Genomic DNA, 12,728 nt, shown 5'->3' on the forward strand with positions numbered 1-12,728 from the left:
TTTATGTTTACGCCGTATCATGTCCACACGAAACTGTAGGCCATTAAGACGCCGCAAGTCGTCTTTGGTTTTCGCATGCCCTTTAATGTATTGCTGGAGTGTTGCAACTCGCTTTTGTTCGAAAGCAATGCAATCTTGTTTGGCTAATGTGGCCCATTCATCAAAGTTAAATGCCATGGGGTACCCCCCTGAGCAATATGCATCAGTGTTTAACTTTATGACAGTGTCGTGGGGAAACAGTTGCCTTGAGTCCAGGCATAAAAAAACCGGAGCCTGAAAAACAGACCCCGGTAAGGGTATAACCAGAACGGTTATTACGGTACAGGCAGGTAAATTAATTCGCCTGCTTTCATATCCGGCACCATGACAGATTGACCATCTACAGATAATGCAATATCGGCAGCGGCTTTAAAATTATCGGCAATCAGTTGTGGTGTCGCTTCTGGCGTGCTTAGCTGCCACACCTTGCCATTTTTCCAGTCACTGACATAAAGAAAACCACGTGTATCTTTGACGAGCCCATCAGCGCCACCAAAACCTTGGTTAAGGTGCTGCGTTTTTCCTGATGAAAGATGCGTACGGTATAGATCACCAGTGCCGAAATCAGCAACGAGTAGGGTGCCTACGCCATCCATCAATAAGCCGTTAGGACGTTTGATGCCTGAGTCGCTATTAATGACTTCGCTGACTTTGCCATCGGTAGTGATTTTGTATACGCCACCATGAGTACCATCTTCTGTGCCGCTATCTGACACGTAAACAGTACCGTTACCATCAATCTCGACATCATTCAGAAATTCGGCTTTACCCGGAAAGTCAGATTTATCGGCAACGATAGTCACATTGCCATCCATATCAATTTTGAAGACTTGATTGATATCAGCAACGTAGATTTCGTTATTCCACAAGTCGATGCCTTTCGGATCGTTCAAGCCAGCTGCCAAGGTTGTCTTCGTGCCATCGCTGTGGATGATGCTGACTTGACCATCGCCACCTTTACCAAACTCACCGATTTCACTGATAAATGTGCGGCCATCGGTGTGACTCACCACAGATTCAGGCATGGCAAAGCCCGTCAGTTTATTGGTGTTGGTTTTGACGGGTGTTGTGCTCGCTTGTTGCTGACCATGACTAACACGATAGATGACGCCATTGTAGTCGTCAGATACAAGTAATGAACCATCTGGCAGCTCTAAAACATCTGTCGGACGGCCCCATGCTTCACCATCATTTAACCAGCCATCAATGAAAACTTCCTGGCCACTGACTTCGTGGTTATCATCAAAGGTCACACGCATCAGCTTATAGCCGACAGGTTCTGTACGGTTCCATGAACCATGCTGAGCAATAATGGCATCGCCTTGATAATCCGTTGGGAACATTTTGCCCGTGTAGAATTTAAAGCCAAGATTAGCGGTATGTGCCTGAAACTCAACTTCAGGGAAAGTCACATCTTGTGGTGGCTGTTTGTCTTTCCAGTCATCATGACGTGCTTTACCGCTGGCGTAGAATGGGAAACCAAAGTGCATACCGGCTTTTGGTGCCGCATTGAGCTCACCCGGTGGGTTATCATCGCCCATCATGTCGACATTATTGTCGGTAAAGAACAGGGTGCCGGTTTCAGGTTGGAAATCCAGACCGACGGAGTTACGCACACCGTGGGCATAGATTTCAGCATCAGTACCATCCGGGTTCATCCGCATGATAGTGGCTTCATTACCACTGACATCACAAATGTTGCATGGTGCACCCACTGTGACATAGAGCTTATTATCGGGCCCGAAGCCAATATAACGCCAGCCATGGTGCGCTTTATCAGGCAAGTCTTCAAAGACGACTTCACGCATTTGGGCAAACGGTAACGTCAGATCAAAGCCTGGCGCCGCATAACGTGCAATGCGGTTTTGCTCTGCGACGTACAAGTTGCCTTGATACATTGCAACACCATTACCGATTTTAAGATCATCGAGAATAGTGACTACATCATCAGCTTTACGGTCTTTATTCTTATCAACCACCGCGTAAACGATTTTGCCACGGGTACCGACGAATACGGTGCCTGTTGATTGGCCAATTGTCATTTGGCGGGCATTAGGTACTTCTGCATAAACTTCAATATTGAAGCCATCCGGCAGATTGAGCTTATGCAAGTTAGCTTCAGCATCAGCACGATCAGCGATGGCGGGTAAAGCCATCATGCCTAGTGATGTTGCTGCGAGCGTTGCGAGAGAAAGTTGTTTCAATTTCATGATTCCTCCATTAACAAAAATTGTCCAGCCTCAGGCTTCGAGGAAGGGATAATCGATATAGCCGCGTTCATCGCCGCCATAAAAAGTGCTTGGGTCTGGTTCGTTCAGTGGTGCTTGCTTGATATAACGAACCGGTAAGTCAGGGTTAGCAATAAACAGTTTGCCGAATGAAATGGCATCAACATCACCGTTTTGAATCGCATCGTTGGCTTTTTCAAGGGTGTAGTCGAAATTGCTCATATAAACGCCATTCCAGAGTTTGCGAAGTGTTGAAATATCAAACTCAGGGCCTGCAGCTCCTGGCGCATCTGTCCCCATTTCAGTGATATGTAAATACGCTAAACCATACTGATTTAATTTTTCGACGGCATAGCGGAAGGTTTGCTCAGGCTGGCTGTCTTTAATATCGTTAAAGGGTTGCAGCGGGGAAAGACGAACACCCACGCGATCGGGGCCCCAGATTTTGCATACTTCATCCATCACTTCAAATAACAGGCGGGCACGGTTTTCAAGGTTGCCGCCGTATTCATCTGTACGCTGATTGCTGCCATCACGCAGGAACTGGTCGAGCAGATAACCGTTGGCACCGTGAACTTCAACACCATCAAAACCAGCAGATAGGGCGTTATAAGCGCCTTCTCTGAATTGCTCAATCACAGTGGCAATTTCATTGCTAGTCATTGCCTGAGGTGTTTCGTAAGGTTTCATGCCTTCATAGGTCATGACTTCACCGGCAGGTTTAATAGCAGAAGGCGCCATAGGCAGGCGACCACCCGGCATCATGGATGAATGACCCACGCGGCCACAATGCCAGATTTGCATAAAGATTTTACCGCCGGCTTGATGCACGGCATCGGTTACTTCCTTCCAAGCCTTGACCTGATCCTGGCTATAAATTCCCGGAATGTTGGGGTAACCGATGCCGTCTTCGGTGACCAAGGTCGCTTCGGTAATAATCAAGCCTGCTGAAGCACGCTGACGATAATATTCAACCATCATTTCAGTGGGGACTAAGCCTTCGCCAGCACGGTTACGCGTCAGTGGCGCCATGATAAATCTATTTTTTAAGGTTAATGCACCCATTTGCAGTGGTGATAGCAAATCAAGTGCTGGTTTTACACTGTCATTCATGTGTTGTTCCTTGTTGATTAAGCGTTATACGGTGACGACGATTTTACCCAGTTGGCTGTTTGATTCCATAAACTGGTGAGCTTTGACGATGTCATCTAACGGAAAGGTTTTCGCGACAACGGGTTTGAGCTGAGCGCTTTCTAGCCAACCGTATATTTCATCGCGTGCCGAGGCTAACGCCTGAGGGTTACTCGTGAATTCGAATAAGGTGTAGCCACGAAGGGTGATTCCTTTAGCCAGTACGGTGAATAATGGGAAAGGCGTAGCCTCACTACTCAGCGCACCATATTGGAAAATAATGCCTTGTTGTGCGGTGACCGCAGCAAGGGTTTCGAGCATCGGCCCTGCCACCGGATCAAATACAACGCGCACGCCCTGGTTATGCGTAATTTTGTTAACTGACTCAATCACATCAGCCTCATCACTGACGACAACATGCTTTGCGCCGTGATCTAACAAGGTTTGTTTTTTATCACTGCTACGTGTCATCGCGATGGGCACAGCGCCAACAAGGTTGCAAAGTTGGATAGCAGCCAAACCGACACTGCTTGATGCCGCTGGAATCAGTACATAATCATCCGGTTGGATTTTGGCAATATCGATCAGGGCACCATAAGCAGTGAGATATTGCATCCAGATACTGGTTGCTTCTTCAAAGCTTAAATTAGCAGGGTAGTGGGTGACAGCTGATGCCGGGACATTGGTTAGCTCTGCATACACGCCATATTGATTCATTGAAAAGTTAGGGATGGTGCTGACCGCATCGCCGACATTAAAGCCTTCAACACCGTCACCTAGTGCGGTAATGGTGCCGCTTGCCTCGTAACCTATTTTCGCGGGTAATTCAGGGGCTTCCAGGTATTGACCACGACGGAACATCGCTTCAGCACGATTCAGACCGATGGCAGCAACCTTAATTTGTATTTCACCTTTTGCTGGTGCGGCGACATCTTCCTCAATGAGTTGTAAAACATCCGGCTCACCAGTTTGCTCAAATTTAATGACTTTAGACATAGTTAGATCCTTAATTTACAGGCTGGCTTCGAGCACTTTACGACTTTTATCTAAATCGACATCTCCGTGTTCACCGAGCTGGTTCAGGCCATGTTCACCAAGTTGCTTGATCATGGTGGGAATCGCATCAGCAGGAATTTGATAATCGCTTAATCGCGTTTTCACGCCCATTTGTTCAAAGAAATCACGTGTTTTGGTAATGGCCATGTCGATACGGCTGTCATCATCACCATCAGTAATGTTCCAGACACGTTCTGCGTATTGCAGTAATTTGTCGTGTTTGTGTTCACGCTGTTCTTGCATGATGCTGGGCAGGATAATCGCTAATGTTTGAGCATGGTCTAAACCATGTAATGCAGTTAGTTCATGACCAATCATATGCGTCGCCCAGTCCTGTGGTACGCCTGCACCGATTAAACCATTAAGGGCTAATGTCGCTGTCCACATAAAGTTTGATTGCAAGGTGTAATCAGTAGGCTTTTCCAATAATTCGGGACCCGTCTCGATAAGCGTTAATAGCAAGCCTTCGGCAAAGCGGTCTTGTACTTTGGCATCGACGGGATAGGTCAGATACTGCTCCATGATGTGGGTATAGGCATCAACAATACCGTTGGCTAACTGTCTTGGCGGTAAGGTGTAGGCTTTTGTTGGATCCAAAATTGAAAACTCGGGATAAACCAATGGACTCTTAAACGCCAGTTTTTCTTTCGTTTGATAACGGGTGACGACTGAGTTGGCATTCATTTCTGAGCCGGTTGCTGGCAGGGTTAACACTGAACCAAACGGTAGTGCTGTGTGTATGTCTTTAGCACTATTTACCAGAATTTCCTGCCATGGGTCGCCTTCACAATTCACGGCAGCCGCAATGAACTTGGTGCCATCAATGACAGAACCACCACCCACAGCCAGTAAATAATCCAGCTTATTGTCTTTAATCTGTGCAACTGCACGCATTAATGTGGTGTAACTCGGGTTCGCTTCAATGCCACCAAATTCTTCGGAATAGCGTGAGTTCAAAGCAGCAGTGACCTCATCAACAGTGCCATGTTTTTTCGCGCTTTGCCCCCCGAAGAGAATTAAAACGCGGGCGTCTTTAGGAACCAATTGGTCGATTTCTTTGATTTGTCCTTCGCCGAAAACAATACGGGTAGGATTAAAAAAGTTGAAATTATTCACGGGTAATCCTTAATTAGTAATTTAATAGACCAGTCGTCTAGTTTTTAGGCAAATAAAAAGCCTCGTGGACGTTGAGACTAAGGCAAATTGAGTCGAGCGTGTAGCGCGTTCATTGCTACCTCTAGGGCACTATGATCACGATTGACCTTAGTCAGAAGTGTCGCGCCAATCCAGAGATAATAAATTTCTTCTGTGACAGTTTGTGCATCACCGTCGATTTCTATTTCTTTGTTATCGATCGCTTCCTGAACACAGTCAGCCAAGCGATTGATAATGCGGTTCGTGCCTTGCTTTAAGGCAAGCCGCATGGTTTCAGACAGATCAGTGACTTCACCACTAATCTTTACAACCAGGCATTTGTCGGTTGTGGTGTCGTTGCATTGGCTATTTTTCCAGTTGCCAAAGAAGCGGAGAATTCGCTCTACAGCTGATGCGCCGTCATTACGCAACTTTTCATCCAGAAGCAGCATGTACTGATCAAAGTAATTTTCCAGCAGCGCGCTACCGAAATGCTCTTTAGAGTCGAAGTAATGATAGAAGGAGCCTTTCGGTACTCCAGCGGTTTTGAGAATTTCATTCAAGCCGACCGCAGCAAAGCCTTTACCCAAAATAATGGTTTGGGCAGTGCTTAAAATATGTTGTCTTGTGTCGCTAGAGCGAGAACGAGCTGCTTGATTCATGGTGTGCATTGTTTCACAGAATAGACCAGTCGTCTAGTGATAATTTATTCATGACCTCAGCATGATAAATATTTAGATCACAAAATATTGGAACAAGCCTTGCTTGGTGTTAGTCTGAGGGTGAAAGCGGCCTTATCTAGGCATAAATAAACCGATTCGGGTGCCATGGCGCTTTTCCAAGTTCACTATATGCACTAATTAGGTGCATGTAACGCAAGGGGGCAAGATGGGCGACATCTGGCAACAGGCGATTGAAAACGCGCAGCAACTGCGACGTAATTTACATCAGCATCCGGAGCTAGGCTGGAATGAAGTTCGTACGGCTGAGCTGATTAGAAATGAACTAACGCAACTGGGTATTATCTGGGAAGCCTGTGCCGAGCTTGGTACCTTAGCCAGACTTAATCCTAATGGTGTAGGACAACATATTGCTTTAAGAGCGGATATGGATGCCTTGCCAATTATCGAGCAAACCCATCATCAATGGCGCTCGTCACACGAGGGCTGTATGCACGCCTGTGGTCACGATGGCCATACCGCAACCCTACTTGCTTCAGCGCGTTGGCTGAAATCTGTTGAAACCCAATTACCCGGTCCGGTGACATTATTATTCCAACCCGCAGAAGAAGGCGGCCATGGTGCACTCAAAATGATTGAGGATGGCGCTTTGGAGGGTATCGATTTTATTTATGGTTGGCATAACTGGCCGGCAATTCCCTTTGGAAAGATAGTTTGTCCTGATGACATCGTCATGTGTGGCAATGGCACTTTTACCATTACATTAGTAGGAGAGGGGGGGCATGCCAGTCAGCCTGAGTTGTGCCGTGATCCTGTTCTTGCAGCCAGTGCGGTCACCCTCGCTTTACAACAAATTGTAAGTCGCCATATTGCACCTCAACAGCCAGCGGTAGTAAGCGTCACATCTATTGAAGCACCGAGTGGGCCGACAGTTATTCCAGCAAAAGCGGTGTTGGCTGGCAGTATCCGTGTGCCAGACAAAACAACACGTGAACAAATCAATCAGCTGATTACGACGATTAGTCGCCAAACTGCCGCGGCTTATGGCGTGGAATGCGAGGTTGAGATTTTCCCTCGTTACGAAGCCACCATTAATCATGCCGAGCACGCCGCCATTGTCAGACAGCAATGGCAGCGTGATAACGGCGCTGACAGCTTGGATAATCAGATCCGTGTACCCGTGATGGCATCAGAAGATTTCAGTTACTACTTACAACACATACCGGGTGCCTTTGCCCTGATTGGTGCAAATGATGGGCCTGACCATCAAGCGGTCTGCCACAGCCCGTTTTATGATTTTAATGATCGACTAATACCTGTTGTTACCCGTTTGTATGCGCGCTTGGTCGGTGCGCCTATAGCAGAATAACCGACTGCAATGTGCCGTTGCTAACACAACGGTTTGATCCAATTTTGGAGGTGTTAAATGAGTGTATTTGATCAGCGTGAGTCCAATATCCGTGCCTATTGCCGTGTTTACCCTGTTGTATTTGACAAGGCTAACAATGCAAGACAAACGGATGAGGACGGCAAGGAATATATTGATTTCTTTGCTGGGGCCGGTGTGTTGAATTTTGGACACAATAACGAGCGCATGACCAATGCAGTGATTGAATACCTTCAATCAGGTGGCGTGATCCACGCGCTCGACATGAAAACGACGGCCAAACGTAAGTTTATGGAGCGGTTTGAGAAGATCGTACTTAAGCCTCGCAATATGTCGCATAAGATGCAATTTGTTGGGCCAACGGGCACGAATGCGGTTGAAGCCGCGATGAAGTTGGCTCGACGTGTGACAGCCAGACAAGACATCGTCGCCTTCACTCGTGGTTTTCATGGCATGACGCTGGGTTCGTTAGCCGCCACTGCCAACCGATATTTTCGCGGTGCGGCGGGTGTGCCTTTGAATCATGTGTCTCACCAACCATTCGGTTGTGAAAAGCCCTGCCTGGGCTGCGAGGCTGGTTGCGGTGTCGAGAGCCTTGAGAGATTACGCGGTTTGTACCGTGATACATCAAGTGGTGTGACTCCGCCAGCAGCTTTTCTATTAGAAACAGTGCAAGCCGAAGGTGGGGTGAACGTAGCTTCTAAAGAATGGTTACAAGCAGTGGCAACGTTGGCAAAAGAAGTGGGCGCCTTATTGATTGTGGACGATATTCAGGTTGGCATGGGGCGTACCGGTTCATTCTTTAGTTTTGATGATATGGATATCGATCCTGACATTATTTGCCTGGCTAAAGGTTTAGGTGGTCTGGGTACGCCGATGGCGATGAATCTGATTAAACCCGAAGTCGATGAGTATTGGTCTCCTGGTGAACACACGGGTACGTTCCGTGGGCAAAGCATTTCATTTGTTGCCGGTAACGAGGCATTGAGCTATTTCGAAGACGATGATTTGATGGACGAAGTCAAAAGCAAGGCAGCCATCATGAATCAAGCATTACAGCCTTTAGATGAACAATTCACCATGATTCAGGTGCGGGGCAAAGGCATGATTATTGGCTTGGATGTCTCGACTGGTGAACGCGCCAAGGCGATTGTTGAAGAGTGCTTTAAAGCCGGACTGCTTATTGCGAGTTGCGGCACAGGCGGCAGGGTTGTGAAGTTGATACCGCCGTTAACGATTCCTGATGAAGACCTTGAGAAAGGCTTAAAAATTCTGGTCGATACCACGCTGAAAGTCATGGAGGAAACAGCATGAGACAACGTGATGATATGACATTCCCTTTTGAGGAATACGAACGCCGATTGAGTGAGTTACGGGTACGCATTGCCGAGCGTCATTTAGATGCTGTGGTAATCACTGACCCTGAAAATATTATGTACATGACCGATTATCAGACAACCGGTTATTCATTCTTTCAAGCGCTGGTGGTGCCATTAGAGCAAGAGCCTTTTATGATTACGCGGGCAATGGAAGAGTCGAATATTATCGCGCGTACATGGGTAGAGAGAACGCGACCTTACCCAGATACCGGTGATGCGATTCAAATGTTGGTTGATGCTTTGCGTGAGTTTGGTCTATCTAATAAGCGTATTGGCTATGAACGTAATAGTTATTTCTTTCCTGCCTATCAGCAAGATTTTGTCCATACCACGTTAACCGATGGCAAATTACTGGACTGTTTCGGCATTGTGGAAGAAGGGCGCGTGTGTAAGTCAGCGGTAGAAATCGAGTTGATGCACAAAGCGGCGGCTGCTACAGAAGCGGGTATGAAGGCAGGGCTTGAAGCCTCGGCTGCTGGCGTCACAGAAAATGACATTGGCGCAGCGATCAGTGCCGCGATGTTTCGTGCCGGTGGCGAGCCACCTGCCGTTATGCCCTATGTAACATCAGGGCCTCGTACGATGATTGGTCATGCGACATGGGAAGGCCGGACGGTTCAGCCGGGCGAGCATGTTTTTCTTGAAGTCGGTGGCTGCTATCGTCGTTACCATACGGCGATGATGCGCACGGTGGTGCTGGGTGAGTTATCCGACTCGATGTACAAAGCACAAGAACGCATGAAGTTAGCGTTGGACTCCCTGCATGATTATGTGCAGCCGGGCATGACGGTATCTGATGTTGATAACCTGATAAGAAATATCATCTCCAATAACGATATCGGTGCCAGACTGGTAACACGTTCAGGGTATTCAATCGGTATCGCTTTCCCACCAAGTTGGGATGAAGGCTATATCTGTAGTTTGAAACAAGGTGAGTCTGCGGTGCTTAAGGAAGGCATGACCTTCCATGTTATTCCTTGGATGTGGGGTGTGGATGGTAATAAGACCTGCGGTATTTCTGACACGATTTATATTACGTCGGATGGGTGTAAGTCGTTTTTCAATATGGATAGGGACTTCACGGTGAAACCAGACCAAGCTGACAAAAAGCTGATTGATCTTGGTCAGGCGCGAGCCAACGAACAATCAAAAGACGACCAGAAAGACCCAAAAACAGGCAAAACGGCCAAACAATCCAAATGAGGTGATGATGTTAACTGCAACCAATCCCTACACTGGGCAAACTATTAAAAATTATGATGCGTTGGATGAAGCCGGAATCAAACAACGCATTTCAGCAGCCAACATTGCGTTTGAACACTGGCGCTTGCAATCGCTGGAACAGAGAAAAACCGTATTGAAAGCGGTTGCTGCCAGTTTGCGAGAAAATAAAGTGTTGTTAGCCAAGCTGATGGCAGAAGAAATGGGCAAGCCTATTAAGGAAGGCGGTCCTGAAGTAGAAAAAGCCGCGTGGTGTGCTGAGCATTATGCAGATCATGCTGAACAATATTTAGCTGATGAGGAGTTAGCTTCTGATGCTTCCAGCAGCTTTGTCTGCTATCAGCCGTTAGGTACATTACTAGGCGTTTTGCCATGGAATGCACCGCTGTGGTTAGCTTTTCGTTACCTCGCACCAGCGTTGATGGCGGGTAATACCTGTGTGATGAAGCATGATCCGAACGTACCGGGCTGTGCAGAAGCCATTGAAAAGGTGTTTAAAGAAGCCGGGGCACCAGACAATATTATGGTGAATTTGCCGGTTGAAACACCGTTGGTAGAAAAAGCCATTCGTGACCCACATATAGAGGCAGTATCATTCACAGGATCAGCGGGTGCTGGGGCAAAAGTGGCCTCAATGGCAGCATCAGAAATTAAACACGCTGTATTGGAGTTAGGTGGTTCCGATCCCCTTATCGTATTGGCAGATGCTGATCTCGAAGCGGCAGCCGATGTCGCCTGCCTGTCTCGTATTATTAATGCCGGACAGTCTTGTATTGCGGCTAAGCGCATTATTGTCGAAACGTCAGTTTATGATGACTTTGTTGGCCGTTTATATAAGCGTTTAGAAAAGCTCAAACTCGGCGATCCACTGGATGAAGGCACCGATGTGGGCCCGATTGCCCGGTTTGATTTACGTGAAAACTTGCACAGGCAGGTAACCGAAACGATTGATGATGGGGCTAAGTGTCTATTGGGTGGGAAAATGCCTGAAGGCAATGGCTTTAGTTATCCGGTGACGATGTTAATTGATGTCACAGCTGAGATGTGTGCATTTCGCGAAGAAACCTTTGGTCCGATTATGTGCGTAACGAAAGCTGATTCTGCTGAACACGCCTTGAGTTTGGCTAACGATACCGAGTTTGGCTTAGGTGCAGCGGTGTGGACGCGTAATGCCGCATTGGCTAAAGACATGGCGATGAAACTCGATGCCGGGCAGGTCGCTATCAATGGTATTGTGAAAACCGATCCGCGTTTACCAAGTGGTGGTATTAAACGTTCAGGTTATGGACGTGAGCTTGGTCCACATGGCATCAAGGAGTTTGTTAACGCGAAGCAGATCTGGATTAAGTAAGCCGGCGTTTAGGACGAAATTTACGTTTATACCAAAGCCAGCCGCCTGCAATGGTTAGTATTGTGGTTAATAAACCGCAGATAAAGACCAGCAGGCGGCCCGGCATGTGAAGGGCCTCACCACTATGCAATGGAAATAACCAGAATGCGGTTTTTTGTCTGACGCTTAGCTTGTCATAGTTTTGTTCGGCCAACACCTGGTTGGTTTGTGGGTGTAGCCATAACATCGAGCTCCCGCCTGTTTTACGTGGATCATTGGCTTTTCTTATTGTTATGGTTGCGGCGGGTGATGCAGTCGTCGGCTGACCAATACGCATCCATTCTGCATCAGGCCAGTGCGTTTTTACTGACGGCAGCCAGCTATCAATAGCGATGGATTGTGCAGGATCGTTATCGACTACCAATTTAGGTGGTTGTGGCCGATCAAAAATCGCCTCAGTTTGATCATGAAAAATCATGCTGATACCCGTCAAGATAAGTATTACAAACACGGGTAGAGAAATTAGTCCCGTTAAAATATGCCAGCGTCTGAGTTTGCCAATCAGGGGTGTTTTTCGGTGTTTTCTTGCCAGTAGCCAATCCCATGCCGCTTTACTTTTGGGCCAGCCCAAATAAACGCCGATGATGACATTAAGCAGTATCAATATGGCGAGAAACCCTAGAAATAAGGCGCCATATTCATCCAGTAACAAGGTGAAGTGAAGCAGATAGATAAAGGAGGTGAAGTAGTGCCCCCATTCTCTAACAGCCGTCACCTCTGCCGTATACGGATTAATCAGCACTTCCATGCGTTTGCCGTAATAGGGGGACTGTTTCTGCATTTCGACATAAGCCATAAAAACAGTATTTTCATGACGAGGTTTACGCAGTGAGCTTACATAAGACGTGTCAGGCAATGCGGTTTTGGCTGCTGACATCACCTCACTGATAGGGGCTGGCGAAGACCCAGCCACCACGTTTGTCAGTAGAATATCCGAGTTAAGCCATTCATCAATGGCATGATCAAACACGATAATCGACCCGCTGATGCTTTGCAGCAACAGCGGGATCAATATAATCAGACCACTTATCTTATGGAATTCAATCCAGAATTTACGCATTCGCACAGACTATCGACTTCTTC

At 47.3% G+C, this 12,728-nt stretch carries 11 protein-coding genes; 4 read left to right on the forward strand and 7 right to left on the reverse strand.

The features are described from left to right. The 6 genes from MDMS009_RS16795 to MDMS009_RS14530 all read right to left on the reverse strand — a co-directional run. Positions 1-177: DUF3135 domain-containing protein (locus MDMS009_RS16795; protein WP_154647059.1), on the reverse strand; the 177-nt coding region annotated here is incomplete at its 3' end. Positions 178-314: 137 nt separating this feature from the next. Then, positions 315-2,249 (reverse strand): PQQ-dependent sugar dehydrogenase, encoded by a 1,935-nt coding sequence (locus tag MDMS009_RS14510; RefSeq protein ID WP_008292178.1) that lies wholly within the window; start codon positions 2,247-2,249, stop codon positions 315-317. 30 nt (positions 2,250-2,279) lie between these two features. Then, entirely contained in the window at positions 2,280-3,380 is a 1,101-nt protein-coding gene (locus tag MDMS009_RS14515) for an alkene reductase (RefSeq protein WP_008292110.1), read from the reverse strand. Positions 3,381-3,404: 24 nt separating this feature from the next. Further along, complete coding sequence (locus MDMS009_RS14520; RefSeq protein WP_008292287.1) at positions 3,405-4,394, reverse strand: zinc-dependent alcohol dehydrogenase family protein; 990 nt, start codon at positions 4,392-4,394, stop codon at positions 3,405-3,407. A 15-nt stretch (positions 4,395-4,409) separates the two neighbouring features. Next, positions 4,410-5,570: an iron-containing alcohol dehydrogenase gene (locus MDMS009_RS14525; protein WP_008292118.1), complete on the reverse strand. Its 1,161-nt coding sequence runs from the start codon at positions 5,568-5,570 to the stop codon at positions 4,410-4,412. A gap of 77 nt (positions 5,571-5,647) precedes the next feature. Further along, positions 5,648-6,250 carry a TetR/AcrR family transcriptional regulator gene (locus MDMS009_RS14530; protein ID WP_036314921.1) on the reverse strand — a complete coding sequence of 201 codons (603 nt, stop codon included), beginning with the start codon at positions 6,248-6,250 and terminating at the stop codon, positions 5,648-5,650. 226 nt (positions 6,251-6,476) lie between these two features. On the opposite strand from MDMS009_RS14530, the gene doeB2 reads away from it, so the two are divergent. From doeB2 to MDMS009_RS14550, 4 genes are read left to right on the forward strand one after another with little or no spacing between them, the layout of a single operon-like run. Then, positions 6,477-7,637: a N(2)-acetyl-L-2,4-diaminobutanoate deacetylase DoeB2 gene (gene doeB2 / locus MDMS009_RS14535; RefSeq protein WP_008292183.1), complete on the forward strand. Its 1,161-nt coding sequence runs from the start codon at positions 6,477-6,479 to the stop codon at positions 7,635-7,637. A 57-nt stretch (positions 7,638-7,694) separates the two neighbouring features. Next, positions 7,695-8,969, forward strand: coding sequence for an aspartate aminotransferase family protein (locus tag MDMS009_RS14540; RefSeq protein ID WP_008292268.1), 1,275 nt, complete (start codon positions 7,695-7,697; stop codon positions 8,967-8,969). Continuing rightward, positions 8,966-10,237, forward strand: coding sequence for an ectoine hydrolase (doeA, locus tag MDMS009_RS14545; protein WP_008292251.1), 1,272 nt, complete (start codon positions 8,966-8,968; stop codon positions 10,235-10,237). The genes MDMS009_RS14540 and doeA overlap by 4 nt, the downstream gene beginning before the upstream one ends. A 7-nt stretch (positions 10,238-10,244) precedes the next feature. Beyond that, positions 10,245-11,606, forward strand: a complete 1,362-nt coding sequence (locus MDMS009_RS14550) for an NAD-dependent succinate-semialdehyde dehydrogenase (protein WP_008292209.1) — start codon at positions 10,245-10,247, stop codon at positions 11,604-11,606. Here MDMS009_RS14550 and MDMS009_RS14555 read toward each other — a convergent pair. After that, positions 11,599-12,705, reverse strand: a complete 1,107-nt coding sequence (locus MDMS009_RS14555; protein WP_081443643.1) for a PepSY-associated TM helix domain-containing protein — start codon at positions 12,703-12,705, stop codon at positions 11,599-11,601. The two genes, MDMS009_RS14550 and MDMS009_RS14555, sit on opposite strands and share 8 nt — an antisense overlap. Positions 12,706-12,728 lie beyond the last annotated feature (23 nt).

Source organism: Methylophaga thiooxydans DMS010, from assembly GCF_000156355.1.
Classification (GTDB): Bacteria; Pseudomonadota; Gammaproteobacteria; order Nitrosococcales; family Methylophagaceae; genus Methylophaga; species Methylophaga thiooxydans.

Coding starts and splice junctions, on each gene's coding strand:
- MDMS009_RS14530 (WP_036314921.1), bottom strand. CDS start 6,250: ATGAATCAAGCAGCTCGTTCTCGCTCTAGCGACACAAGACAACATATT.
- MDMS009_RS14520 (WP_008292287.1), bottom strand. CDS start 4,394: ATGTCTAAAGTCATTAAATTTGAGCAAACTGGTGAGCCGGATGTTTTA.
- MDMS009_RS14555 (WP_081443643.1), bottom strand. CDS start 12,705: ATGCGTAAATTCTGGATTGAATTCCATAAGATAAGTGGTCTGATTATA.
- MDMS009_RS14510 (WP_008292178.1), bottom strand. CDS start 2,249: ATGAAATTGAAACAACTTTCTCTCGCAACGCTCGCAGCAACATCACTA.
- doeB2 (WP_008292183.1), top strand. CDS start 6,477: ATGGGCGACATCTGGCAACAGGCGATTGAAAACGCGCAGCAACTGCGA.
- doeA (WP_008292251.1), top strand. CDS start 8,966: ATGAGACAACGTGATGATATGACATTCCCTTTTGAGGAATACGAACGC.
- MDMS009_RS14550 (WP_008292209.1), top strand. CDS start 10,245: ATGTTAACTGCAACCAATCCCTACACTGGGCAAACTATTAAAAATTAT.
- MDMS009_RS14515 (WP_008292110.1), bottom strand. CDS start 3,380: ATGAATGACAGTGTAAAACCAGCACTTGATTTGCTATCACCACTGCAA.
- MDMS009_RS14540 (WP_008292268.1), top strand. CDS start 7,695: ATGAGTGTATTTGATCAGCGTGAGTCCAATATCCGTGCCTATTGCCGT.